This window comes from Burkholderia mycopellens, from assembly GCF_964265025.1.
Classification (GTDB): Bacteria; Pseudomonadota; Gammaproteobacteria; order Burkholderiales; family Burkholderiaceae; genus Burkholderia.
Genome location: NZ_OZ183803.1, coordinates 2,184,269 through 2,210,137, shown reverse-complemented (window position 1 = coordinate 2,210,137; position 25,869 = coordinate 2,184,269). Strand labels below are relative to the sequence as shown.

Sequence of the window (25,869 nt, the reverse complement as noted above, 5' to 3'; positions counted from 1 at the left end):
GATAGGATGTGGCCTTGCGTCGATTTGATTCAGCTTGCGGACGCGGGGCGACTTTCCCAAAACAGCTAAAGCGAAGGCCGGTGGCAACCGGCCCGAGTCGATCGCTGTCGTACCGCACCGAAGCCCGCTGATGCCGACGCATAGCGGGCTTTTTGTTTTGGCCTGGTTTTGACCTGGCTTGCGCGATACGCGCGGTCATCGAATACGGAAAACGGAACATGGACGACTCCCTCAACTTCGACACGCTCGCCGTGCGCGCGGGCACGCTGCGCAGTGACTTCAACGAGCACTCGGAAGCGCTGTTCCTCACGTCGAGCTTCTGCTTCCAGAGCGCGGCCGACGCGGCCGAGCGCTTCGCGAATTCGGAAGACTACTTCACCTATTCGCGCTTCACGAACCCGACGGTCACCATGTTCCAGGAGCGCCTCGCGGCGCTCGAGGGCGGCGAGGCCTGCATCGCGACGGCGTCGGGGATGGCCGCGATCATGTCGGTCGTGATGGCCGCGCTGCAGGCCGGCGATCACCTCGTCAGCTCGCGCAGCCTGTTCGGCTCGACGCTCGGGATGTTCTCGCAGATCTTCAGCAAGTTCGGCATCACGACGACCTTCGTCGACCCGACCGACCTGAACGCATGGAAGGAAGCCGTGCGGCCGGAAACGAAGATGTTCTTCCTCGAGACGCCGTCGAACCCGCTGACCGAACTCGCCGACATCGAGGCGATCGGCAAGATCGCGAAGGCATCGAACGCGCTGTTCGTCGTCGACAACTGTTTCTGCAGCCCGGTGCTGCAGCAGCCGCTGAAACTCGGCGCGGATGTCGTGATGCACTCGGCGACGAAATTCCTCGACGGTCAGGGCCGCGTACTCGGCGGCGCGCTGGTCGGCTCGAAGGAATTCATCATGGGCAAGGTGTTCCCGTTCGTGCGTAGCGCGGGGCCGACGCTGTCGGCGTTCAACGCGTGGGTGCTGCTGAAGGGAATGGAGACGCTGTCGCTGCGCGTCGAGAAGCAGTCGGCGAACGCGCTGGAGATTGCACGCTGGCTCGATTCGCATCCGGCCGTCGCACGCGTGTTTCATCCGGGCCTCGAATCGCACCCGCAGCACGAACTCGCGAAGCGTCAGCAGAAGGCGGGCGGGTCGATCCTGTCGTTCGAGCTGAAGGGCGACACGCCCGAACAGCAGCGCGCGAATGCGTGGCGCGTGATCGACAACACGAAGCTGATCTCGATCACCGGCAACCTCGGCGACACGCGGTCGACCATTACCCATCCCGCGACGACCACGCACGCCCGCATCACACCGGAAGCGCGCGCGGCAGCGGGGATCAGCGAAGGGCTGATCCGGCTGTCGGTCGGCCTGGAGGATGCGGGCGACCTGCGCAAGGATCTCGCACGCGGCCTCGAAGGCTGAGCGCGGCGACCGCTTTCTCCGGGACGACATGACAACGGGCCGCTCGATAGAGCGGCCCGTTATCTTTTCAGTCTGGCGAGGCGCGTGCGTTGCCGGAATTAGCCGGCGTGCCCGTGCGGCGCGTCGCGCATTGCTTCCACCATCCATCGCAGTGTTTCGTCGAGCGGCGTGACGGGCAGCTCGCCCACCGCGCGCCGCAGCTTCTCGCGCGACCCGCTCAGGCGCTTCACCTCGTTGTGCCGCACGAAACGCGGATCGACCGTCACGTCGATTACGTAACCGGCGATGCGCGACAGCATCGCCAGCACTTCCTTCAGCGAATACGCGCGCTCCGAGCAGACGTTGAACGTCTCGCCGGCCGGCGCGGCTTCGACCAGCTTCAGGTATGCGGCCGTCACGTCGCGCACGTCGGAGAAATCGCGGCTCACATCGAGATTGCCCAGCGAGATGCGCGGTGCGTTGCGCGCGTAGTGTGCGACGAGCTTCGGCAGCAGGTACGCGTCGCTCTGGCCGACACCCGTGTAGTTGAACGGCCGCGCGATCACGATCGGCAGCCGGTCCGCCCACAGCTTCGCCGCGTATTCCATCGCGAGCTTGCTGACCGCGTAGTCGTTCGCCGGGGCAGGGGCGACGGTTTCGTCGAGCACGCCGGCCGTCGAATTGCCGTAGATGTTCGCGCTGCTGGCGAGCAGCACGGCCGACGGGCGGCGGTCGAGTCCCGCGAGCGCGGCCAGCAGGTTGCGCGTGCCGACGATGTTGACCGCGTAGGTCTGCGACGGATCGTCCTGCGCGACATGCGCGCGGGCGGCGAGATGCACGACCGCGTCGGGCCGGGCGTCGGCGGCTGCCGCGCGCATCGCATCCGCGTCGAGCAGGTCGACGGGCAGCAGCGTGCAGGACGCGAAGGCCGGATCGTCGGGCCGTGCCGTGCCAGGCGCGACCGTGCCCCAGACCTCGTAGCCGGCCGCCTGCAGGCGTTCGGCCATGTAGCGGCCCGTGAAGCCCGTCAGGCCCGTGACGAACGCACGGCGCGACGGGCGTCCGGCTTCAGAACGTGTCATGGTGTTGATTCCGCGTCAAATCCGCTTCGACCATCATCTGGCAAAGTTGTTCGAGCGTCGTCTTCGGTTCCCAGCCCAGCTTCGCTTTAGCCTTGTCGGCGCAGCCGATCAGCAGGTCGACCTCGGCAGGGCGGTAGAACTTCGGATTCACTTCCACGAGCACGCTGCCGTTCGACGCGTCGAGGCCGCGTTCCTGCTCACCCTTGCCGGTCCATTCGATCTGGTAGCCGGCCGCGGCGAACGCCATCCGCACGAAGTCTCGAACGGTCTCGGTGCGGTTGGTGGCGAGCACGTAGGTGTCGGGCTCGTCGGCCTGCAGCATGCGCCACATGCCTTCGACGTACTCGAGCGCGAAGCCCCAGTCGCGCTTCGCGTCGAGGTTGCCGAGCTCGAGGCGGGTCGCCTTGCCGAGCTTGATCTTCGCGATGGTGTCGGTGATCTTGCGCGTGACGAACTCGCGGCCGCGCAGCGGCGATTCGTGGTTGAACAGGATGCCGCTGCTGCCGAACAGGCCGTACGACTCGCGGTAGTTCACCGTCATCCAGTGCGCGTACAGCTTCGCGACGCCGTACGGGCTGCGCGGATAGAACGAGGTCGCTTCCGTCTGCGGAATCGACTGCACCTTGCCGAACATCTCGGAGGTCGATGCCTGGTAGAAGCGCGTCGTCGGGCTCACGACGCGGATCGCCTCGAGCAGGTTCAGCGGACCCAGGCCCGTCACTTCGGCGGTCGTCGCCGGCTGGTCGAACGACACGCCGACGAAGCTCTGCGCGGCGAGGTTGTACAACTCGTCGGGCTGCGTGCGTTCGAGCAGGCGCAGGCTCGAGCCGGCGTCGGTCAGGTCGTGCTCGACGAGCGTGAGGTTCGGGTGCGTGTCGACGCCGAGCTCGGCGATGCGCCAGAAATTCACCGAGCTGGTGCGGCGGTAGGTGCCGGTGACCTCATAGCCCTTGTCGAGCAGCAGCTTGGTCAGGTAGGCGCCGTCTTGCCCCGAGATCCCGGTGATGATGGCCTTCTTGCGAGTTTGGCTCATGACGTTGTCCTGGTAGAAACGATGGATGATGAAATTCAGGCGGTCGTGCCGGCGGCGGCCGGCAGCGCGCGGCGGGCGGGGCCGCGCGTCAGGCGCCGTTCGAAGCCGTACCAGCTCAAGGTCGCGTACGCGAGCGTGATCGCGAGCGCCAGCGCGGCCGTGACGAAACGGTTCAGATGCAGCGGCCACAGCGCGTACAGCACGCTGAGGTGGATCAGGTACACGGTGTAGCTGACGGTGCCCACGTAGACGAGCATCGGGTTCGTCAGCACGCGCTGCACGATGCCGCGGCCGCGCAGTGCGATCACGACGATCGACGTACACAGCAGCAGCGAGACGCTGTAGAGCGCCGCATTCGACAGCGGTGTGTTCGCGGCGCGAAAGCGCGGGAACGACAGGTGCAGCCAGCCGAGGATCGCGAGCGACACGAGCGCGCCGGCGATCGCGAGCGGATAGAACGGCTCCAGCGCGCGCCGGTCGCGGCGCAGCACGATCGCGAGCAGCGCGCCTGCGGCGAGCAGGTCCATCCGGAACGGCGTCAGGTAGTAGATCGGCCAGAACGAGTCGAACCATGGGGTCGCGATCGCGCGCAGCACGGGGGCCGCGACGATCAGCGCGGCGGCGACCCACAGCAGCGCGCGCTCCGAGCACCACAGCACGACGAACGGCCAGAAGATATAGAACTGCTCCTCGACCGCGAGCGACCACAGCACGTTCAGGCTGTCATGGCCGATGCTGCCGAGCGACAGCCCGATGTTGGTCGAGAAGAATGCGAACCACGGCCAGTGCGGCAGCCAGCTCGCGCCGAACAGGATCGTCGACACCAGCAGCAGCAGCGCGTACGGCGGCAGGATGCGGCGCACGCGGCGCGCGTAGAAGTGGCTGAAGTACGACTGACCGCGCGCCTTGCGATCGAGCAGGATGCCGGTGATCAGCAGGCCGCTCAGTACGAAGAACAGGTCGACACCCATCCACAGCGGCGCCTTCAGTGCGTGCTGGAGGAACACGGCACCGACCGCGATCGCACGCAGCCCGTCGAGCTGCACGATGCGGCCGTGTTGCGGCGGGGTGAGGTCCGCGGGTCGCGAGATGCCCGTCATCGTGCCGCTCCTTCGCGACGCGCGGCGTGAGCCGGGGCGTGTCGCACATCCGATGCGTAAACGTGAACGTAATGCATGCCATTAAATGAAATATCGAATCGAAATCGATTCTAGGGAAAAGAAATCGGCAAAAAAACGCGCGTCATTTATCTGACGGCAAATATTCAAATACCGATTATTTCGGTCGCGCGGTGGAAGGTCGTGCCCGGAAGGCCCCGTCAGGCGGTGCGAAGCGGCATTTTCTACGGGTTGGGAAACGAAAGGCGGTCGTTATTGCCGTTTTCGAGTGCCTTGTCGCCTCTGTTCCGGTTCGATATGTCACGCGGAAACATCCCCAAATATTTCCAAATTTCTTGTGATTATTTTTGCTTGTAACCTGCATCGCGACGTTTGAAACCCATTTAGCGACAGGGTGCGCCGGCGGCAGTCCGTGGCGGTGCCGGTCGCTGTTGCATCAAGTCTGGAGAAGCGCATTGCGACGTCTGATTCTGGTTGGCATGACGGTATGCGCGACGCTGCTGACGCGCGCCGCACCGGCGGAAACGGTGTTGCCCGCGACGACGTCGTGGATCGGCAATACGTTCGGCTATGGCGACGGCAGCTGGACGCAGATCGACATCCGCGCGATCGCGGTGACGCCTGAGGGCAAGGTGTATACGAATGCGCCGTGGGACGAGAGCGGGGCCGAGGCGAGCGTCTACCAGGACGGGAAGATGCTCGGCTTCGCGGGCGGCACGCACGGCTGGGGCAACCTCGGCGGCAGCGCGATCGCCGTGAACAGCAAGTATGCGTACGTCGCGATCGGTGTCGGCAACGAGCGCGGCCACCTGCAGTCGCCCGGCATCTGGCCGGACAAGGGCAAGCAGTGGTTCGGCATCTCGCGCCGCACGATCGGCGACTTGAAGCAGCCCGCGCCGTTTCGCGCGGCGCCGCAGGTCGCGCCGGGCGGCCGGGCGGACACCGGCCGCGCGCGGATGGCCGCGAGCTTCATGATGATGAACGAGGTGGCGGCGCCCGCGCGCTCGGAAGTCGGCGAGCAGAAGGCGGAAGTCGGCGGCCTCGCGGCCGACGACAAGACACTGTTCGCGACGAATCCGTCGCGTGACGCGGTGGACGTGTACGACGCGGAGACGATGCAGCAGAAGGGCACGTGGAGCGCGCACGAGCCGGGCCGCATCGCGCTCGCGGGCGACGGCACGCTGTGGCTGCTCACGGATACGATCAACGGGCCCGCGCACCTGGTGCACGTGCGCGCGGACGGCCGCAGGCTCGACGACGCGCCCGCGCTGCCCGAAGGCGCCGACGCGGTGGACGTGGCGGTCGATGCGAAAGGGCGTGTGCTCGTCGCGGACAATGGCCCGCGCCAGCAGATCCTGATCTTCTCGAAAGGCGGCAAGGGCTATGCGCAGTCGGGCACGCTCGGCGAGCGCGGCGGCATTTTCGCGGGCCCGGTGCCGGGCCGGCCGGGGCCGCAGCGCTTCAACGGGCTGACGGGCGTCGGCGTCGACCGCGCGGGCAACATCTATGTGTCGATGAACGGCATCGGGCCGCGTCACGACACGATCGGCGCAGGGCTCGGCGCGGTGCTCGAAAGCTACACGCCGGACGGCAAGCCGCGCTGGCAGGTGCAGGGGCTGCTGTTCGTCGACGGCGCGTGGCTCGACCCGGCGCGGCCGAACAGCGTGTACACGGGCAACAAGCGCTTCGAACTGGACCTGTCGAAACCGCCGGGCCAGGACTGGAAATACGTCGGCTTCCTGTCGAACCGCTTCAAGTATCCGGACGACCCCGTGTTCCACACGGACCAGTGGCCGGGCATGCCGATCGCGCGCCGCGTCGACGGCCGCACGTTCCTGTACCTGACCGACATGTACGCCGATCACCTGAAGATCTACCGCTTCGATGCGAAGCGCGACGGCGAAGTCGCGATTCCGTCCGGCCTGATCGCGGGCCGTGCGCGGCCGGTCGACAACGTGCCGAACAAGCCGCCGGGCGGCGACTGGCTGTGGCGCGACGCAAACGGCAACGGCCGGCTGGATGCCGACGAGTTCGAGCTCAACACGACGGGCAAGGCGAAGGCGGGTGGCTGGGGCTGGTGGGTCGACACGAAGGGCGACATTTGGCGCACGAGCGACGTGCGCGGCATCCACCGCTTCCGCTATGGCGGCGTCGACAAGGCCGGCAACCCGGTCTACTCGTACGACAAGGTCATGACCTACCCGATGCCGCAGCCGTTCACGCAGCTGCGCCGCTCGATCTACGACGCGCAGACGGACACGCTGTACGTGACCGGCTACACGGCCGACGCACCGCCGCAGCCGGGCATCAACAAGGAAGTGGGCCGCGTGCTGGTGCGCTTCGACAAGTGGTCGACGGGCTCGCCGGTCGTGCGCTACCAGGTCGCGCTGCCGTGGCAGCTCGATGCGAAGCCGATCTTCGACCTGATCGGGATCACGGTCGAGGGCCGCTATCTGTTCGGGGTGGAGCCGGTCGGCAAGATCCACGTGTACGACAAGGAAACCGGCAAGGAAGTGGGCGTGATGAGCCCCGGCGCCGAGGTCGGCAAGGCATCCGGCTGGGTCGACGTGCCGTTCGGCATCAGCGCGTTCCGCCGCGAAAACGGCGAATACCTCGTGTTCGTCGAGGAAGACGCGCGCGGCAAGGTGCTGATGTATCGCTGGAAACCGTGACGGGCGACGTCACACAAGGCACAAGCATGGACAAAGGCATACTCAAGAACGTTTCGATCAACTTCATCGGGCTGATCCTGCCGACCTTCGTGTCGCTGGTCACCGTGCCCGCCTATATCCATGCGCTCGGCGTCGAACGCTATGGCGTCGTCAGCCTCGTGTGGACGCTGATCGGCTATTTCGGGATTCTCGATCTCGGGATGAGCATGGCCGCGCAGAACCACATCTCGAAGGCGCTCGCGAGCGGCAACGCCGACGAGAGCGCGCGCGTGTTCTGGAGCGCGTTCTGGCTGAACCTCGGCACCGGCATCGTGGGCGGGCTGCTGATCTATTTCGGCGCGTTCATCTACACCGCGTACTTCACGAAGGTGTCGGCGGCGATGCAGCACGAGGTCTATCTCGCGCTGCCGTGGCTCGCGCTCGCGATTCCGCTGGCGAACGTGTCGTGGGTGTTCGCCGGCGCGATCAACGGCGCCGAACGCTTCGGCGTGTTCAACACGAACCAGACGATCGGCACGTTCCTGTTCCAGCTGCTGCCGCTCGGCGCCGCATGGTGGATCGCGCCGAACCTGCAGACGGTGCTTGCCGCGGCCGTCGTCGCGCGGCTGGTCGCAGCGGTGATGCTCGGCCACGCCAGCATCAAGGTGCTCGGGATCCGGCGCATCGATCCGCCGCAGTGGGGCACCGCGAAAGGGCTGTTCAACTTCGGCGGCTGGATGCTGATCGCGAGCACGACGAGCATGATTGCGGACACGCTCGATCGCGTGATGCTCGGCGCGGGGATGGGCGCGAAGTTCGTCACTTACTACACGGTGCCGCAGAACCTCGTCACGCGCCTGAACATGCTGCCGAACGCGCTCGTGCGCACGCTGTTCCCGCGCCTGTCGGCGGTGGGCCGCGACCATGCGGACACGCTCGCGCGCCAGTCGCTCGAATTCCTGAACGGCGTGTTCACGCCGGTCGGCATCGTTGCAATTTTCGCGCTCGCGCCGTTTCTCACGCTGTGGGTCGGCGCCGATCTCGCCGCGCATTCGGCGCCGGTCGGGCGTGTGCTGGTCATCAGCGTATGGCTCGTCGGCCAGGCGAGCGTCACGCGAATCCTGATCCAGTCGCAGGTCAATCCGGCCCGCGCGGCGTTCGCCGGGCTCGTCGAGATGCCGTTCTTCGTCGGTGGCCTGTGGTTCGGCATTCATCACTTCGGGCTGATCGGCGCGGCGGTGGTGGTTGCCGCGCGTGCGCTCGTCGACTACGGCGTGCTGCTGTACCTGTCGGCGATCCGGATGCGCGCGATCGTGCTCGACATGCTCGCGCACCTGGCCTTCCTGCTCGCGAGCCTGTTTCTGGCGCAGGCGTGGCCGGGGCTCGTCGAGTCGATCGGCATGTGCGCGGTCGTGCTGCTGCTGAATGTTGCGTGGTCGCTCACGATGACACCGGGGTTGCGTGCGCTCGTGCGCGACCTGTTCGTCCGTCTCAATGCGAGGAGAACCGTATGAATCGCGATCTGGCGGAACACGCCGTGTTGAATCTCGCCGCCGCCGATGCGGCCGTGGCCGAAGCGGGCGACGCCGCCGTGCTGCGCCGGTCCGTGCCGGCCGAACGCGCCGGCGCGCGCCATGCGTCGCGCGCGCTGCGCGTGGCGATCGTCCACGACTGGCTCGTCACCTATGCAGGCGCCGAGCGCGTGCTCGAGCAGATCGTCGCGTGTTTTCCCGATGCGGACCTGTTCAGCCTCGTCGATTTCCTCGACGATCGGGCGTTCGTGCGCGGCAAGCCGGTGACGACGTCGTTCATCCAGAAGCTGCCGTTCGCGCGCACCAAGTACCGCAGCTACCTGCCGCTGATGCCGCTCGCGATCGAGCAGCTCGACGTGTCCGAGTACGACCTCGTGATCTCGAGCAGCCACGCGGTCGCGAAGGGCGTGCTGACGGGGCCGGACCAGGTGCACATCAGCTACGTGCATTCGCCGATCCGCTATGCGTGGGATCTGCAGCACCAGTACCTGGAACAGTCGAACCTCACGCACGGGCCGAAATCGCTGCTCGCGCGGATGATCCTGCATTACATCCGCAACTGGGACACGCGCACCGCGAACGCGGTGGACGGCTTCGTCGCGAACTCCGCGTTCATCGCGCGGCGCATCAAGAAGGTCTACCACCGCGACGCGGCGGTGATCTTCCCGCCGGTCGATGTCGACGCGTTTTCGCTGAACGCGCAGAAGGAGGATTTCTACCTGACCGCATCGCGAATGGTGCCGTACAAGAAGATCGACCTGATCGTCGATGCGTTCTCGCGGACGCCCGAGCGCAAGCTCGTCGTGATCGGCGACGGCCCCGAGATGCAGAAGATCCGCGCGAAGGCCGGCCCGAACGTCGAGATCATGGGCTACCAGCCTTTCGCGGTGCTGCACGACCGGATGCGCCGCGCGAAGGCGTTCGTATTCGCGGCCGAGGAGGATTTCGGGATCTCGGTGGTCGAGGCGCAGGCGTGCGGCACGCCGGTGATCGCGTACGGCAAGGGCGGCGCGCTCGAAACCGTGCTCGACCCGCAATCGAACCTGAATCCGACCGGGCTCTTTTTCGACGAACAGACGCCGCACGCGATCGTCGCGGCCGTCGACGATTTCGAGCGTGCGCCGCAGCGCTTCACGCCGAACGCCTGCCGCGCGAACGCGGAGCGATTCTCCGCGGATACGTTCCGGCGGCGCTTTCTCGACTATGTCGAAGCCGCGCTGCCTGGCTCGACCGCGCAGCGTGGTACGGCCATCGCGCCGATGCCGGCCCCGCGCGGCCCGGCGACGCTCGTGCTCGACCAGAGCGGCGTGCTGGGCGGCGCCGAGCTGTCGCTGCTCGAGATCATGAAGCACATGCGCGCGAACGCCGATGTCCTGCTGTTCGACGACGGCCCGTTCCGTGCGGCGCTCGACGAGATCGGCGCGCGCGTCGACGTGGTCGACCAGGGCGCGCTCGCGGGCGTGCGCAAGCAGGGCGGCGTGTCGGTCGGCGCGGTGAAACAGCTCGTGCGGCTGGTGCGCGACGTCGCGCGCCGCGCACGCCGTGCCGAGGTGATCTACGCGAACACGCAGCGCGCGATGGTGGTCGCCGCGCTGGCCGGGCGGCTTGCGCGCAAGCCGGTGGTGTGGCACCTGCGCGACATCGTCAGCACCGACCATTTCGGCAGCAAGCAGCTGCTGGCGATCAAGTACTGCGCGCGGTTCGGCGTCACGCGCGTGATCGCGAATTCGGATGCGTCTGCGCAGGCGTTCCGTAAGCTGACGGGCTTCACGCCGCAGCACGTCGACGTCGTGTTCAACGGCATTTCGGCCGAGCCGTTCGATGCGCTGGAAGGCGTCAGCCAGGCCGCGCTGCGCGCGCGGCTGGGGTTGCCCGAGCACGCATGGCTCGTCGGCTCGTTCAGCCGCCTCGCGCACTGGAAGGGGCAGCATGTACTGCTGGAGGCCGCTGCGCGGCATCCCGACATGCACGTGGTGCTGGTCGGCGCACCGCTGTTCGGCGAGGACGAATACGCCGCGCAGCTGCATGAATACGTTGCCCGGCACGGGATGGACGCGCGCGTGCATTTCCTCGGGTTCCAGCGCGACGTGGCCGCGTGCATGACGGCGGTCGATGTCGTTGCGCACACGTCGATCACGCCCGAGCCGTTCGGGCGCGTGATCGTCGAGGGGATGCTCGCGCGGCGGCCGGTCGTCGCGGCCCGCGCGGGCGGTGTCGTCGAGATCATCGAGGACGGCGACAACGGGCTGCTCTGCGCGCCGGGCGATCCGACCGCACTGGCCGATGCGCTGGATACGCTGAAGCGCGACGGTGCGCTGCGCGAGCGGCTCGTCGCGAGTGGGCGTGCGACGGCGGTGCGCCGGTTCGGCACCGAAACGTATGTGGAGCGGGTGGAGAAGATCCTCGCGGATACGGCGAAGGCCGCGAGGGCGAAGCAGCGGTAATCGGCGCGAGCCGGCGGGAAACGAGCCCTCATGCGGCGGTGTGCTGCGTGGGGGCTTGGTTTTTCAGCGTCGGGGCCTTTGCCGGGCGGGTTGTCATGCGCCGTGCAGGGTGCGTGTTTGGCCGGTCGTCGATTGGGGGGGGCGGTGGGTGACGCCGGAAGGTGACGACAGAAGGCTGCGTCCAGACAGTCCCGATAATGAAAGTCGGTCGAGGACGGCTCATGCGGGCCGTAGCGCGGCCCGACGCCGGGAGGCTAGCCCACCCGTGCCAACCCGCCGTGCCGACCCGCCCAAGCCATGAATAAGCCCCCGCGCAGCGGGACGCCGCGCAGGGGCTCGGAAAGGCGGACCTTCCGGGTCAGACTGCCCGTTCGGGCGCCGGCGTGACGACCCGAGCGGGGCGGGCCGGCTTGAAGCTGGCCGACCACGTCATCGCGGGCCGTTCGAACATCCGGTAGAACACGTACGCGACCGGGATCGCGGTAGCCATGAACGCGAACGACGGCCAGATCGACAACTGCAGCTCGGAATGGAACAGCACCGAGCCGAGGCAGACGAACAGCGGCAAGTGGATCAGGTACAGCGAGTAACTGAAGTCGCCGAACCAGCTCAGCACGCGCAGCGGCGGCGTCGGGTGCGGCGGGCGGGCGAGCGCACGGTACAGGAAGCATGCGAAGCCGGCCGACCACAGCTGGAACGCGCCGTACTGGCCGTAATGGAACGCGCCGCAGCCGGCGGCCAGCAGCACCGCTGCCGCGCCGTACCACGCACGCGACGGCACGGTGGCCGCGCCGCCGCCGCGCGCCTGCTGCGCACGCACGTCGGCGATCCACGCACCGATCGTCCAGGACAGCCAGTACGACGTGAAGAACTGCAGATCGTGCCGTTCGAGCAGCCACGCCGACACGACGTTGACGAGCGCGACCGCGGCCACGACCGCCGGCATGCCGATGCGCCGGCGCAGCGCGAACAGCAGCGGGTAGATCGCGTAGAACTGCACTTCGAGCGACAGCGTCCACAGCGCGCCGTTCGACCCGTACGTGTAGCCGGCGACGCCCTGCAGCGAGAACAGGTTCACGAGGAACGCGACGAGGCCGACATCACGGATCTTGTGGCTGACGGGCTCGATCTGCAGGCTGACCGAGTCGAGCGCGAGCGTGAACAGCAGCGCGGCGAGCAGCACCGGGTAGATGCGCGCGAACCGGCGCACCCAGAAGTTCGGCGCATCGAGCCGGTACGCGGGATCGGCCGCGAGCTTGAGCGCCGCGTTGCGGTGGATGCAGTAGCCGCTGATCACGAAGAAGATCGGCACGCCGGCGGAGCCCCACGCGAACGGGAAGGTCAGGTAGCCGGCGATCGCGCTCGGGCTGAGCGCATGGCCGTAAGCGTGATGGAAGCTCTGCATGCCGACCCAGACGACCTGCCGGCAGTGGAAATAGGCGACGAGCAGCGCCGCGAAGCCGCGCATCGTGTCGATCACGTGTTCCTTGTGATCGGCGACGGGCGGCGCGGCTAGAGACGATCCGCTGAAAGCTTGCATGCGATTCGATTCCTTGCGACGGATGGACGGGAAGTTTCATCCAATCGTAATGCGCAAGAATTCGATCAATGAATAAAAAAATCTCGCCGGGAAATATCGGAATTCCACATCATGGTTTCATCGCGTTCAGAAAGCGGTTCCACGAGGCAGGTCAATTATTTACCGATTTTTTTCTGATAATTTGAAGCTCCAGTTGATTGATGCAAGGAGCGGCAAGATGGACATGCATTGGATCGCAAGCGCTGCAGTACTGCTGGTCATGGCCATGCTGTCGGCGTACCGAGAGGCGCTGAAGAACGAACCGATTCGCCCGGGGCTCGAACGGGGCGGCGTGCCCTATATCGAGGAATTCGAGTCGTAAGAATTTGTATCTGGAAAATCGGTAATTTGTTTCTGCTTCGGCACTCGGCTCGGCAATATCGACCGGGTTGAAAGGATTATATTTTTTCCGGAATCATTGGGCAATCAGTCCATATCGAAAATGAGCGGAGTCGAATTGGCAGTGCCGTCGATTGTCGATATGCCGTTCGGAACACAATCGCGCCGGGTCCCGGGTCGACGCGGCGCAGTCAACGCAATCAGGATGCGAACATGTTGAAAGTCACCAAGGCCGTGTTCCCCGTTGCCGGTCTCGGCACGCGGTTCCTCCCGGCAACGAAGGCGAGCCCGAAGGAAATGCTGCCCGTCGTCGACAAGCCGTTGATCCAGTACGCGGTCGAGGAAGCGATCAACGCAGGTATCACCGAGATGATCTTCGTCACCGGGCGCAGCAAGCGCGCGATCGAGGATCACTTCGACAAGTCGTACGAGATCGAGGCCGAGCTCGAGGCGCGCGGCAAGGAAAAGTTGCTCGAGCTCGTGCGCGGCATCAAGCCGAGCCACGTGAACTGCTTCTACGTGCGCCAGCCGGAAGCGCTCGGCCTCGGCCACGCGGTGCTGTGCGCGGAGAAGCTGGTGCATGGCGAGCCGTTCGCGGTGATCCTCGCCGACGACCTGCTGCACGGCGAACAGCCGGTGCTGAAGCAGCTGGTCGACGTGTTCGACCACTATCACAGCTCGGTGATCGGGGTCGAGACGATCGCACGCGACGACAGCCGCTCGTACGGCGTCGTCGAAGGCCGCGAATGGGAAGAGGACATCATCAAGCTGTCGGGCATCATCGAGAAGCCGGCGCCGGAAGATGCGCCGTCGAATCTCGGCGTGGTCGGCCGCTACGTTTTCATGCCGACGATCTTCGATCACCTGCGCAAGCTCAGGCCGGGCGCCGGCGGCGAGCTGCAGCTGACCGATGCGGTCCAGTCGCTGCTCGCGAACGAGCAGGTGCTCGCGTATCGCTACTATGGCACGCGCTTCGACTGCGGCAGCAAGATCGGCTATCTCAAGGCTACCGTCGAACTCGCGCTCCAGCATCCGGAAGTGAGCCGCGAATTCGAGGCCTACCTGCGTACCTGCTTGCCCGCGCTGGCTGCCGTCGCCTAGGCAGCCGCTCGCTCCATTGTTTCAGGTGGTGGTTGTTCCGTTAGCCCCGGCCGCTCGCGCGCCGGGGCTTTTTTGCATGGACAGGTGCGCGGTTGCGCGATCGTGGTGCGCGCCGTCGGCGTGTGTGTCGTGGCGAACTGGCTTCGAGAGCGGCGCCGCGTGCGGAGCGGGGCGCTTCGACAAGAACGGACGTCACGCCTGAAACCGGTGCCGCAGCGGGCGACCGGGTGACCGGATCGGCGATACGGTCGCACGATGTACATCGACGTTTGTGACCGCACCGGTTCTACCGGCGCCGGTCGCTGAAGCGACGCGGCGACGCCTCGCTTACCGAGTGTCAGCTCCGGGTTGTGGCCTGAATCGCGGTTTCCACGTTCGATCGTCGCCGCATCCGTACGGCGTTCAACGTGCCGACGTGCCCGGCCGCGCGACGAAATGCCGGGCCAGCATCGCGGCGACCGGCTTCTTGAAATCGAGCAGTCGCTTTTCGAGATAGCGCCAGGACAGGTGCGCGAGCAGCACGGCGAGCGCGAACTGCAGCATCTCGGGTAGCGTGTCGCGGACGATTTCCGGTATGGCCACGTGCGCGACGTGCGCAGGCAGCACGCCGAAACGCGCCGGAATCAGGTTGTGGAACAGGTAGAAGCCGTAGCTGATCGTGCCGAGATAGGCGAGCGGCGCCCGGTCGAGCAGCGCCACGACCGGATGCTCGGGTTCGCTGACGATCCACAGTAGCAGGGCGCCGAGCGAGGCGGACAGGCCGAGATCCGCGAGCCCCGCGATCGTGCCGGGCAACGCCGTGCAAGCGGGCAGCACGAGAAAGAACAGGAGGCCTGCCGCGCCGAGCCAGCCGGGCGGAACGCGGCGCACGGCGGCCGCACCGCGATCGGCGAGCACGATCGCGCCGACGCCACCGAGCGCGATCAGCGCGAAATTCCACGGCGAAAATGCGTAGATCAGCACCGGCGACGCGTCGCACAGGTAGAGCGCGAGATGCGCGAGTGCGCCCAGCACGACGGCCGCGATGCCGAGCGCGACGTGTCGCGCGGCCGGCAGCGCGAGCAGCGCGAGCGGCGCAATCAGATAGAACTGCTGTTCAACTGCGAGGCTCCAGAAGTGCGACGTGGAGCCCGGCCAGCCGTCCTTGACGACGCCGATCCAGTAATTCGACAGGAACGCCGCGTGCCACGCGAGTCCGAGATTGACGTCGCGCTGGTAGAACAGCGCGTGCGCGATCGCGAGCGCGGCGAGCAGCAGGTAATAGACGGGAAAGATCCGCAGCGCGCGTTTCGCGAGGAACAGCGCGAGCGCATGGCGGCGCGTCATGGCGCCGCGCTCGACCGCCTGGCGGTTGCGATGCAGCTCGCCGACGATCAGGAATCCGCTGATGAGGAAAAACGTCCACACGCCCAGCTTGCCGACGTCGACGGCAAGGACGTGGCCCTTGTGGGACAGGAAAACGAGGATGACGGCGAGGGCTCGCAGGCCGTCGAGTCCTTTGACGTATCTGGCTTCGCGCATGGCGGCATCCGGGCATTGAGCGAGCCCAGTATAGGTGCGCAAATATCGAACGTAATTCGCGTTCGGGTGCCTACGTGAAGGCGTTTTTCGATGCTGGAGCGTCGACGCAATCGGTCGCATGCAAAAAAACCTGCGGGAAACCCCGCGAAAACGCATAAAAGTACTGCACGAAGCGTCGCGGCGCTTGTAGAATCCGGCGTTGAAGCGCGCGCGTTGCACGCTTCGTGTATCCAACGACCACACCTGGTAGGAGAAACATGGCGACTTCCGCTAAAAAGGTGGCCAAAAAGGCTGCCGCACCGGCCACCAAGAAAGTGGCTGCCAAAAAGGCTGCGCCCGCGAAGAAAGTAGTGGCCAAGAAGGTTGTCGCGAAGGCGGCACCGGCCGCTCCGACGCCGCTGAAGGACAAGTTCACGAAGGCATCGCTCGCAACGCACATCGCTGAGCGCGCAGCTGTCGAAGTGAAGGCGGTCAAGGCAGTGCTCGTCGCACTCGAGAACGTCGTGCTGGGCTCGGTCCACAAGAAGGGCGCGGGCGAGTTCACGCTGCCGGGTCTGCTGAAGATCACGGCACAAGTCGTGCCGGCGAAGAAGAAGCGCTTCGGCAAGGATCCGTTCACGGGCGAAGAGCGTTGGTTCCCGGCGAAGCCGGCCAGCGTGCGCGTGAAGGCACGTGCGCTGAAGAAGCTGAAGGACGCGGCAGCGTAATGCCGCGCAGCGGTTGCCGAATGCATGTCGGCAGCCGTTGCGATGTCCGACGATCCCCGTACGCGAAAGCGTGCGGGGATTTTTATTGCGCTGCGCCAATCGCGCGGCAGCGAAGCCGCGATATGGCGGAAGGACCGGTTCGACGCGTGACGTACTCCGGAAGACGCGCCGCGCACGCGCGATGACGAACGGCAATCCGCTTGTGCGCTTGCAGCGGATCCGCCGCTGCCCGTCGCGCTCGCTGCGCCGGATGCGTGCGCAGCGCGAGGGTCACGCATCGCGACGGAAACCATTCCCGACGAAATCGCAGCCCAGGTCGCCGCGGCGTGCGACGCGATCGCGCGCGACGCTGAAGGCGATCCACCTGTTCGGATCGGCGCTCGACGGCGGGCTGAAACCGCGCAGCGACGTCGACCTGCTGGTGACGGTGTCGACCCGCCCTGACGAGCCGACACGACGCGCGTTGATGCTCGACCTGCTTGCCGTGTCGGCGCCGCCCGGTCGCGCCGGCGGCATGCGCGCACTGGAAGCGACCGTCGTCGCGCACGACGAAGTCGTACCGTGGCGTCACCCGGCGCGGCGCGAACTGCAGTTCGGCGAGTGGCGGCGCCGCGACCCCGAAGCCGGCAGCGTCGAACCGGCGCTCGTCGATCACGATCTGGCGATCCTGTTGACGAAGGTGCGACGGCACAGTGTCGTGCCGGCCGGCCCGGCAGCGGCGGCGCTTTTCGAGCACGTACCGGCACAGGATTTTGTCGCCGCGCTATGGGCCACCGTTGCGCAGTGGAATGCCGAACCGAACTGGCGCGGTGACGAATGCAACGGGGTGCTCACGCTTGCGCGCATCGGGTACAGCGCCGCGACCGGCAGGATCGCGCCCAAGGACGTCGCCGTGACATGGATACTGGAACGCTTGCCTGAAACTTGCCGGCCAGATGTCGCGGCGGCGAGGAGGATGCAGCGATCGTGTCGGGTGAACCCCTTGCCGAATTCATCGGCTACGCGCGGCGAACGGTCGAATCGATGCTGTCGCCGTAGCCGCAGATGCCGCGCACGTGTCCGGCTTGCGGGCGAAGCCGACGACGATCACGGGCATCGGCGCGGCGGCCGCACGCGCATGCGGTCGAGCCGGATGCCTGTCGGCGATCCGGCGCGTCATCGCGCACGCGCTGTGCGGAGGGCTGCTTCGTCAGCCCGCCGTGCCGGCATAGGCGGCTTTCAGCGCGGCGTCGTCGAGCTTGACCATCTGCATCATCGCGGCGGCCACGCGCGTGGCCTTGACGGTGTCCCGGTCGGACATCATCGGGATCAGCGCTTCCGGAACGATCTGCCACGAGACGCCGTAGCGGTCTCTGAGCCAGCCGCAGGCGTCGGCCGTGCCGCCGTTGTCGAGCAGGGCGTTCCAGTAGCGGTCGAGCTCCGCCTGGTCGGCGCAGCTGACCAGCAGCGAGATCGCGTGGTTGAACGTGTCGGTGCGCGGGTGGCTCATCGCGAAGAACGGCTGCCCGAACAGCTCGAACTCGACCATCCGCGTGCCGTCGGTGCCGGGCACCGCGGTGACGCGCACGATGCGCGAATCCGGAAAGATGCCCGCATAGAAGGCCGCGGCTTCTTCGGCTTCCGCCGCATACCAGAGGAAGGGCGTGATCTTCTGAATCGTCATGGCGTATCTCCTGTCTGCATTGGCCGGGGCGCAAATCGCGTGCCGGCCTCGATACGACGGATGAAGACCGCCGAGATCGACACGCCGGGGCAAGTGGCCGTTGCACCGGATCCGTGGCGCCGACAGTGCGGATGGTAGTCGTCCGGCGCGCACACGGCGAGAGGCCCCTGCGTCAGGAAATCGCGTTTCCGGCGTATTGCAGCCGCCAGGCGCCGCTGCCGGCCGGCTGAAGTGCCTCGGTGCCCAGGTATCGGCCGTCGGCGGGAGCGGGCCGTGCCGGCCCGGCGGCGACGGACGAAAAAAAAGCCAGCCACGGCCGAAACCGATGACTGGCTTTCCAGTTCGGCGGCAAGGCGTCGGAGACGCCATGCACGCCGGGTACGTCGTTTTTAGAACTTGTGGCGCAGGCCGAGAGCGACCAGCTCTTGCGAGCTCTTGCCGGCGATACCGTACGAGCCGATCGACGCTTGCGCATCGCTGCCGTCCGCGTTCTTGCCGCTTGCGTGCTGGTACGCGCCAACCAGGTAGACATCCGTGCGCTTCGACAGCGAGTAATCCGCGCCGAGCGAAACTTGATGGTACTTGCCGTTGTTGTCGCCGCTACCCTTCGTGTAGATGTAGCCGACACCCAGCAGCAGCGGTGCCGATGCCTGGTACGTGACGAATGCGCGGCCGGTGTTGTACTTCTGGTTCGTGCCGAACGCCGAGCTGCCATCCGACTTGTACTGTGCGTTGCTGTAGCCGAGGCCGACCGTCACCGGGCCGAATGCGTACTGGCCGGCCGCTTGTGCGATGCCGATCGACGACGACGACGTGAATGCGTTGTTGATGAACGTCGTGCCCGGATCGCCGTCGAAAATTGCGTCGGACGAACCGGCCCAGCCGGTGCGACGGCCGGCGGTGATCGGAGCCGAGTTGCTTGCGTGGAAGTAGCCAGCAGCCAGGCCGAGCGGGCCGTTGTTGTAGGCTGCTGCCGCTGCCCACGTCTGACCGCTGCCGGTTGCGCCGGCAACACCGCCGAATGCGTACATGGCTTCGACTTGCAGGCCTGCCCAGACCGGCGACGTGTACTTCACTGCGTTGCTGACGCGCAGGCTGTTGTCGTTGTTGTCGACGTCGCCCGGCGTGGCGAACACGCTGCCGAAGTAGTTGTCAGCCGTGACTGCCTGAACCAGGTCGACGAGCGGGTCATACTGACGACCCAGCGTGACCGTACCGTACTGGTCGCTTTGGAGGCCGACGAATGCCTGGCGGCCGAACATGCGACCACCCTGACCCAATGCGCCCGATGCCGAGTTGAAGCCGTTTTCCAACTGGAAGATCGCCTTCAGGCCACCACCGAGGTCTTCGGAACCCTTCAGGCCGAAACGGCTGCCTTGCAGGTTGCCGCTACCCATCGACCACGAATTGTTGCCTTGACCTGCGTTACCGTGAACATAGGTGATCGACGTGTCGATCACGCCGTACAGCGTCACGCTCGACTGTGCCTGAGCAGCGCCGGCGGCGCCCAGCAGGGCGAGCGAGAGGGTCGAGAGAGCAAGTTTCTTCATCGTTGAGTTTCTCCACGCAAGTGATTCATCGTTATTTGTTGCGGATTGGAGAATAGCTCAGTGCCATCGACGCAAGAAAGCTTAAAAAATAAAGTGTCTCGAAAAGGTAACAGCACCAAAAAGTCCATATATATCAAGCACATCAACAACTGTTCCTGTTTTTGAAATAGTTGACAATTGGTGCGGGGCGATTGTTTCAGTGTGTGATGCACATTGAGGCAGAGGCCCCGTTTCGGCCGGTTGGAGCAGCGAAATGAGCGCGTGCAAACGTTTGCCGTTGCAGCGGCGAACGTGCCGGCGTGCAACGAACGCGCCAACGCCGCGCGAATGCGCGGCGGACAGCGTGGTTGCGGGAGTTTGGCGGGCGTGTAGCAGGCCATTTCGCGGCGCGCGAGGCTCTGCGCGCGCCGCATTTCGGAGAGGTGGCGAATCAGTCGCCGCGCGCGCGTTCGGTTTGAGCGGATTCGGCCGATGCGACACCGGCAAGCCGATGCGCGTCGCCGCGGGCCGCCGCGAATTCCGCGCCGAGCAGCAGCACGATCGCGGAGAAGTACAACCACATCAACAGGACCGCGAACGATCCGGCTGCGCCGAACGCACTGGCCGTGCCCGCATGCGCGAGGTACAGCGCGAACAGCTTCTTGCCGCCGGAGAACAGGATCGCGGACACGACGCCGCCGACCGCGGCGTCGCGCCACGCGACGCGCGCGTCGGGCAGGAACTTCATCAACGCGGCGAATGCGGCCGCGAGCACCGCGATGCCGACGAAGAACTGCACGACGTTCGTGACGACGACATACGGCGAATTGCCCAGCAGCCAGGTGCCGACGAACGTGATCGCGGTATCGAGCACGAGCGACACGATCAGGAGGAACGCGACGCCGAGCACGAGCCCGAACGAGATCAGCCGCACGCGCACCAGCCCAAGCATGCTCGACCAGCGGTTTTCGGTGGCCGGCCAGATCACGCTGAGTGCGGCGCTGAGCGACGCGAAGGTGGCCGACGCACCGATCGCCAGCGCGGCGAACGAGATCAGCGTCGCGAGGCCGCCGCGCTCGCCCGCGCGGTGCGCGTTCTGCACGATCGTCTGGATGCTGGCCGCCGCGTCGTCTCCGATCAACTGGTGCGCCTGTTCGAATACCTGGCCGCGCGCGGCGTCGTCGCCGTAGAACCAGCCGGCGACCGCGATCACCATCACGAGCATCGGCGCGAGCGAAAACGCGGAGAAAAACGCGATGCCCGCGGCCATCGCGGAGCAGCGGTCGGACGAGAAGCGCTTGAATGCGGTGAGGGCCCAGTTGGCCTGTCGTTGTGCGAGGCGGGTCGCCTCGGTGGTGATCTGTCGTTTCATGAGGATTCGGTCGAGATGCCGTGCGGCGGTCACCGTTGATAATCGGACAATTCAGAATTGATCCGAAGAATCGAACATAGTTGCGTGGACTGTCTATAATTCCTTTCAGTTTCCCCACCCCCACAATAACGCCGAGACCTGCCATGCTACAAATGTCCCGGCGCCAGTTCCTGAAGGTGACGGCTACGTCGCTTGCCGGATCGAGTCTAGCCCTGATGGGCTTCTCGCCATCCGAAGCGCTCGCCGAAGTCCGACAGTACAAGCTGGCGCGCACAGTCGAAACGCGCAACACCTGTCCTTACTGTTCAGTGGGTTGCGGCATCCTGATGTACAGCCTCGGAGACGGCGCGAAGAACGCCCAGGCGAGCATCATCCATATCGAAGGCGATCCCGACCATCCCGTCAATCGCGGCACGCTGTGCCCGAAGGGCGCGAGCCTGATCGATTTCATCCACAGCCCGAGCCGCCTGACGCACCCCGAGTATCGTGCGCCCGGTTCGGACAAGTGGGAACCGATCTCGTGGAATGACGCGCTCGACCGCATCGCGAAGCTGATGAAGGCCGATCGCGACGCGAACTTCGTCGAGACGGCGGAAGACGGCGCGAAGGTCAACCGCTGGCTGACCACCGGCATGCTGGCCGCGTCGGCCGGCAGCAACGAGGTCGGCTACCTGACGCACAAGACTGTCCGCAGTCTGGGAATGCTCGCATTCGACAATCAGGCGCGTGTCTGACATGGCCCGACGGTGGCAGGTCTTGCCCCGACGTTTGGCCGTGGAGCGATGACGAACCATTGGGTCGACATCAAGAACGCGGACGTGATTCTCGTGATGGGCGGCAATGCAGCCGAGGCCCATCCGTGCGGTTTCAAGTGGGTAACGGAGGCGAAGGCGCACCGCAAGGCGCGGCTGATCGTCGTCGACCCGCGCTTCACGCGTACGGCCTCGGTGGCCGACTACTACGCGCCGATCCGCACCGGCACCGACATCGTCTTCCTGGGCGGCGTCATCAACTATCTGCTGACGAACGACAAGATCCAGCATGAGTACGTGAAGAACTACACGGACTTCTCGTTCATCGTGCGCGAGGATTTCGCGTTCAACGACGGCATCTATTCCGGCTACGACGCCCAGAAGCACGCGTACCCGGACAAATCGAGCTGGGACTACGAGCGCGGTGACGACGGCTTCGTGAAGGTCGACCCGACGCTGCAGCATCCGCGTTGCGTGTACAACCTGCTGAAGCAGCACTACGCGCGCTATACGCCGGACATGGTCCAGCAGACGTGCGGCACGCCGAAGGAGAAGTTCCTGAAGGTGTGCGAGATGCTCGCGACCACGGCCGTTCCCGGCCGGGCCGGCACGATCCTGTACGCGCTCGGCTGGACGCACCACTCGGTCGGCGCGCAGATGATCCGCACCGGCGCGATGGTGCAGTTGCTGCTCGGTAACATCGGCATCGCCGGCGGCGGGATGAACGCGCTGCGCGGCCACTCGAACATCCAGGGGCTGACCGACCTCGGGCTGATGTCGAACCTGCTGCCCGGCTACATGACGCTGCCGATGCAGTCCGAGCAGGATTTCGACGGCTACATCAACAAGCGCACGCAGCAGCCGTTGCGGCCCAACCAGCTGAGCTACTGGAAGAACTACAAGGCGTTCCACGTCAGCTTCATGAAGTCGTGGTGGGGCGATGCCGCCACGGCCGAGAACAACTGGGGCTACGACTACCTGCCGAAGCTGGACAAGCAGTACGACCTGTTGCAGGCGATCGAGCTGATGAATGCCGGCAAGATGAACGGCTACATCTGCCAGGGCTTCAACCCGCTCGCGGCGGCGCCGTCGAAGGTGAAGACGGCCGCGGGGCTCGCGAAGCTCAAGTGGCTCGTGATCATGGATCCGCTCGCGACCGAAACCTCCGAGTTCTGGAAGCATCATGGCGACTACAACGACGTCGATGCGTCGAAGATCCAGACCGAGGTGTTCCGTTTGCCCACGACGTGCTTCGCGGAGGAAGACGGCTCGCTCGTGAGCTCGAGCCGCGTGCTGCAATGGCACTGGAAGGGTGCGGAGCCGCCGGGCGAAGCGAAGAGCGACCTCGAGATCATGTCGGGGCTGTTCCTGCGCATGCGCAAGATGTACCAGGCGGACGGCGGCAAGTATCCGGATCCGATCGTGAACCTGAGCTGGCCGTACGCGAACCCGGAAAGCCCGACGCCCCAGGAGCTCGCGATGGAGTTCAACGGGCGGGCGCTCGCCGATCTGCCCGATCCGAAGGATCCGACGAAGACGCTCGTGAAGAAGGGCGAGCAGCTCGCCGGGTTCGCGCAACTGAAGGACGACGGCACGACCGCGAGCGGCTGCTGGATTTTCTGCGGGGCATGGACCCAGGCCGGCAACCAGATGGGGCGGCGCGACAACTCGGATCCGACCGGCATCGGCCAGACGCTGAACTGGGCGTGGGCGTGGCCGGCGAACCGGCGAATCCTGTACAACCGCGCTTCGTGCGACGTAAGCGGCAAGCCGTTCGACCCGACCCGCAAGCTGATCGGCTGGAACGGCAAGGCGTGGGCGGGCCCCGATATCCCGGACTTCAAGGCGGACGAACCCCCGGAAAACGGGATGGGGCCGTTCATCATGAACCCGGAGGGCGTCGCGCGCTTCTTCGCACGGGCGGGGATGAACGAAGGTCCGTTCCCCGAGCACTACGAGCCGTTCGAGACGCCGCTCGACGCGAACCCGCTGCACCCGAACAACCCGCAGGCGCTGAACAACCCGGCTGCCCGCGTGTTCCCGGACGACCGCGCGTCGTTCGGCAAGGTGGCGGACTTCCCGCACGTGGCGACGACGTACCGGCTGACCGAGCACTTCCACTACTGGACCAAGCATGCGCGGCTGAACTCGATCATCCAGCCCGAGCAATTCGTCGAGATCGGCGAAGACCTCGCGAAGGAAGTCGGCGTCGCGCACGGCGAGCGCGTGAAGGTGTCGTCCAAGCGCGGCTACATCATCGCGGTTGCCCTCGTCACGAAGCGGATCAAGCCGCTGACGGTCGACGGCAAGAAGGTCCAGACGGTCGGCGTCCCGTTGCACTGGGGCTTCAAGGGTCTGACGAAGCCCGGCTATCTCGCCAATACCCTGACTCCGTCCGTGGGTGACGGCAACTCCTATACACCGGAATTCAAGTCGTTCCTGGTGAAGGTCGAAAAGGCGTAAGGGGAAAGAGATGGCATTGCAATCGCTGGATATCAAGCGCGTCTCGGCCACCACGACGCCACCGCCCACGGTGCGTGAACCGGTGACCGGGAGTGTCGCGAAGCTGATCGACGTATCGAAGTGCATCGGCTGCAAGGCATGCCAGACCGCATGCATGGAGTGGAACGACCTGCGCGACGAAATCGGCACCAACGTCGGCGTGTACGACAACCCGGCCGACCTGACCGAGCATTCGTGGACGGTCATGCGGTTCTCCGAATACGAGAACCCGGCGGGCGACCTCGAGTGGCTGATCCGCAAGGACGGCTGCATGCACTGCGAGGATCCGGGCTGCCTGAAGGCGTGTCCGTCGCCGGGCGCGATCGTGCAGTACAACAACGGGATCGTCGATTTCCACGAGGAGAACTGCATCGGTTGCGGCTATTGCGTGACCGGCTGCCCGTTCAACGTTCCGCGGATCTCGAAGAAGGATCATCGCGCCTACAAGTGCACGCTCTGTTCCGACCGCGTCGCGGTCGGCCAGGAACCGGCCTGCGTGAAGACCTGCCCGACCGGCGCGATCGTGTTCGGCACCAAGGAGGACATGAAGCAGCATGCGGCCGAGCGGATCGAGGACCTGAAGGAGCGCGGCTTCGAGCATGCGGGGCTGTACGATCCGCAGGGCGTCGGCGGCACGCACGTGATGTACGTGCTGCACCACGCCGATCAACCGTCGCTGTACCACGGGCTGCCCGACAACCCGTCGATCAGCCCGATGGTGAAGCTGTGGAAGGGCATCGCGAAGCCGCTCGCGGTCGCGGGCATCGCGCTGACCGCGCTCGCCGGGTTCTTCCACTATGTCCGGGTCGGTCCGAACGAGGTGAGCGACGAAGAGGAAGCGGCCGCGCGCGACGAGGCGCGACGCATCAAGGAGGACGCGAAATGAAGCACGACGACCCCAACCTGATCGTCCGCTACTCGGCGAACGAGCGCACGAACCACTGGATCACCGCGATCACGTTCGTGCTGCTCGCGCTGTCCGGGCTCGCGCTGTTCCATCCGTCGATGTTCTGGCTGACCGCGCTGTTCGGCGGCGGCCAGTGGACGCGGATCCTGCATCCGTTCGTCGGCCTCGTGATGTTCGTGTCGTTCGCGATCCTGGTGGTGCGCTTCTGGCATCACAACGCGCTCGACGCGGACGACCGGCAGTGGCTCAAGCAGATCGGCGACGTGCTGACCAACCAGGAAGACAAGCTGCCGCCTGTCGGGCGCTATAACGCCGGACAGAAGCTGCTATTCTTTACGCTGGTGGCGTGCCTGTTGCTGCTCCTGCTGTCGGGAGTCGTGATCTGGCGGCGCTACTTCTCGTTCTACTTCCCGATCGGGGTGATCCGCGCGGCCGCTGTCGTGCATGCCGTGGCGGCCTTCGTGCTGATCGCGAGCATCATCGTGCACATTTACGCGGCGTTGTGGGTGAAGGGCTCGATCGGCGCGATGGTGCGCGGCACCGTCACGCTGGGCTGGGCTCGCAAGCATCACCCGAAGTGGTTCCGTGAAAGCGTGAAATAACGCACCGGAGCGGGGCGGCTCGCCGATCGCGGCGGGCTGGCCCGTCA

General features: G+C 65.7%; 19 protein-coding genes and 1 pseudogene. 11 read left to right on the top strand and 9 right to left on the bottom strand.

The features are described 5' to 3' along the window. Positions 1–218: 218 nt before the first annotated feature. Positions 219–1,409: an O-succinylhomoserine sulfhydrylase gene (locus tag ACPTTC_RS28145; protein WP_039358331.1), complete on the top strand. Its 1,191-nt coding sequence runs from the start codon at positions 219–221 to the stop codon at positions 1,407–1,409. A 98-nt stretch (positions 1,410–1,507) separates the two neighbouring features. On the opposite strand, the gene ACPTTC_RS28140 is transcribed toward ACPTTC_RS28145, so the two are convergent. Genes ACPTTC_RS28140 through ACPTTC_RS28130 form a run of 3 tightly spaced genes read right to left on the bottom strand, consistent with a single transcriptional unit; the run spans position 1,508 to position 4,603 of the window. Next, positions 1,508–2,470 carry an NAD-dependent epimerase/dehydratase family protein gene (locus tag ACPTTC_RS28140; protein ID WP_423394821.1) on the bottom strand — a complete coding sequence of 321 codons (963 nt, stop codon included), beginning with the start codon at positions 2,468–2,470 and terminating at the stop codon, positions 1,508–1,510. Next, the gene (gene gmd / locus ACPTTC_RS28135; protein ID WP_423394820.1) at positions 2,457–3,503 is read right to left on the bottom strand and encodes a GDP-mannose 4,6-dehydratase; all 1,047 of its coding nucleotides are present in this window, start codon (positions 3,501–3,503) and stop codon (positions 2,457–2,459) included. The genes ACPTTC_RS28140 and gmd overlap by 14 nt, the downstream gene beginning before the upstream one ends. A 35-nt stretch (positions 3,504–3,538) precedes the next feature. Beyond that, positions 3,539–4,603 carry an acyltransferase family protein gene (locus tag ACPTTC_RS28130; protein ID WP_423394819.1) on the bottom strand — a complete coding sequence of 355 codons (1,065 nt, stop codon included), beginning with the start codon at positions 4,601–4,603 and terminating at the stop codon, positions 3,539–3,541. Positions 4,604–5,100: 497 nt separating this feature from the next. On the opposite strand from ACPTTC_RS28130, the gene ACPTTC_RS28125 reads away from it, so the two are divergent. Genes ACPTTC_RS28125 through ACPTTC_RS28115 form a run of 3 tightly spaced genes read left to right on the top strand, consistent with a single transcriptional unit; the run spans position 5,101 to position 11,248 of the window. After that, on the top strand, positions 5,101–7,293 hold the full coding sequence (locus ACPTTC_RS28125) for a hypothetical protein (RefSeq protein WP_423395727.1): 2,193 nt from the start codon (positions 5,101–5,103) through the stop codon (positions 7,291–7,293). A 26-nt stretch (positions 7,294–7,319) separates the two neighbouring features. Further along, positions 7,320–8,786, top strand: coding sequence for an oligosaccharide flippase family protein (locus tag ACPTTC_RS28120; RefSeq protein ID WP_175955188.1), 1,467 nt, complete (start codon positions 7,320–7,322; stop codon positions 8,784–8,786). Then, positions 8,783–11,248 carry a glycosyltransferase family 4 protein gene (locus tag ACPTTC_RS28115; RefSeq protein WP_423394818.1) on the top strand — a complete coding sequence of 822 codons (2,466 nt, stop codon included), beginning with the start codon at positions 8,783–8,785 and terminating at the stop codon, positions 11,246–11,248. Before ACPTTC_RS28120 ends, ACPTTC_RS28115 begins: the two co-directional genes overlap by 4 nt. Positions 11,249–11,606: 358 nt before the next feature. Here ACPTTC_RS28115 and ACPTTC_RS28110 read toward each other — a convergent pair whose 3' ends face one another. Beyond that, entirely contained in the window at positions 11,607–12,788 is a 1,182-nt protein-coding gene (locus tag ACPTTC_RS28110; RefSeq protein ID WP_423394817.1) for an acyltransferase family protein, read from the bottom strand. A gap of 217 nt (positions 12,789–13,005) precedes the next feature. On the opposite strand from ACPTTC_RS28110, the gene ACPTTC_RS28105 reads away from it, so the two are divergent. Both ACPTTC_RS28105 and galU read left to right on the top strand, forming a co-directional pair. Further along, positions 13,006–13,149, top strand: coding sequence for a hypothetical protein (locus ACPTTC_RS28105; protein WP_175967895.1), 144 nt, complete (start codon positions 13,006–13,008; stop codon positions 13,147–13,149). A gap of 230 nt (positions 13,150–13,379) precedes the next feature. After that, positions 13,380–14,267 (top strand): UTP--glucose-1-phosphate uridylyltransferase GalU, encoded by an 888-nt coding sequence (gene galU, locus ACPTTC_RS28100; protein ID WP_175955194.1) that lies wholly within the window; start codon positions 13,380–13,382, stop codon positions 14,265–14,267. A gap of 402 nt (positions 14,268–14,669) precedes the next feature. On the opposite strand, the gene ACPTTC_RS28095 is transcribed toward galU, so the two are convergent. Continuing rightward, positions 14,670–15,788: an acyltransferase family protein gene (locus ACPTTC_RS28095; protein WP_423394816.1), complete on the bottom strand. Its 1,119-nt coding sequence runs from the start codon at positions 15,786–15,788 to the stop codon at positions 14,670–14,672. 70 nt (positions 15,789–15,858) lie between these two features. Then, positions 15,859–16,146: a hypothetical protein gene (locus ACPTTC_RS28090; RefSeq protein WP_226195287.1), complete on the bottom strand. Its 288-nt coding sequence runs from the start codon at positions 16,144–16,146 to the stop codon at positions 15,859–15,861. On the opposite strand from ACPTTC_RS28090, the gene ACPTTC_RS28085 reads away from it, so the two are divergent. Continuing rightward, positions 16,046–16,495, top strand: a complete 450-nt coding sequence (locus ACPTTC_RS28085) for an HU family DNA-binding protein (RefSeq protein ID WP_011355701.1) — start codon at positions 16,046–16,048, stop codon at positions 16,493–16,495. The two genes, ACPTTC_RS28090 and ACPTTC_RS28085, sit on opposite strands and share 101 nt — an antisense overlap. 343 nt (positions 16,496–16,838) lie before the next feature. Next, positions 16,839–17,533, top strand: a pseudogene (locus tag ACPTTC_RS28080) (aminoglycoside adenylyltransferase family protein); the annotation flags it as partial. Positions 17,534–17,684: 151 nt separating this feature from the next. Here the strand turns inward: ACPTTC_RS28080 and ACPTTC_RS28075 are convergent. The 3 genes from ACPTTC_RS28075 to ACPTTC_RS28065 all read right to left on the bottom strand — a co-directional run bounded on the left by ACPTTC_RS28075 (position 17,685) and on the right by ACPTTC_RS28065 (position 21,059). Next, positions 17,685–18,158: a VOC family protein gene (locus ACPTTC_RS28075; protein ID WP_175967902.1), complete on the bottom strand. Its 474-nt coding sequence runs from the start codon at positions 18,156–18,158 to the stop codon at positions 17,685–17,687. A gap of 389 nt (positions 18,159–18,547) precedes the next feature. Further along, the gene (locus tag ACPTTC_RS28070; RefSeq protein WP_423394815.1) at positions 18,548–19,708 is read right to left on the bottom strand and encodes a porin; all 1,161 of its coding nucleotides are present in this window, start codon (positions 19,706–19,708) and stop codon (positions 18,548–18,550) included. Between the two features lie 430 nt (positions 19,709–20,138). Then, on the bottom strand, positions 20,139–21,059 hold the full coding sequence (locus tag ACPTTC_RS28065; protein WP_423394814.1) for a YihY/virulence factor BrkB family protein: 921 nt from the start codon (positions 21,057–21,059) through the stop codon (positions 20,139–20,141). A 143-nt stretch (positions 21,060–21,202) separates the two neighbouring features. On the opposite strand from ACPTTC_RS28065, the gene fdnG reads away from it, so the two are divergent. The 3 genes from fdnG to ACPTTC_RS28050 are packed head-to-tail and all read left to right on the top strand — an operon-like array spanning position 21,203 to position 25,822. After that, the gene (fdnG, locus tag ACPTTC_RS28060; protein WP_423394813.1) at positions 21,203–24,274 is read left to right on the top strand and encodes a formate dehydrogenase-N subunit alpha; all 3,072 of its coding nucleotides are present in this window, start codon (positions 21,203–21,205) and stop codon (positions 24,272–24,274) included. Between the two features lie 10 nt (positions 24,275–24,284). Next, positions 24,285–25,199 carry a formate dehydrogenase subunit beta gene (gene fdxH, locus ACPTTC_RS28055; protein WP_175955212.1) on the top strand — a complete coding sequence of 305 codons (915 nt, stop codon included), beginning with the start codon at positions 24,285–24,287 and terminating at the stop codon, positions 25,197–25,199. Beyond that, positions 25,196–25,822, top strand: a complete 627-nt coding sequence (locus ACPTTC_RS28050) for a formate dehydrogenase subunit gamma (protein ID WP_039370262.1) — start codon at positions 25,196–25,198, stop codon at positions 25,820–25,822. The genes fdxH and ACPTTC_RS28050 overlap by 4 nt, the downstream gene beginning before the upstream one ends. Positions 25,823–25,869 lie beyond the last annotated feature (47 nt).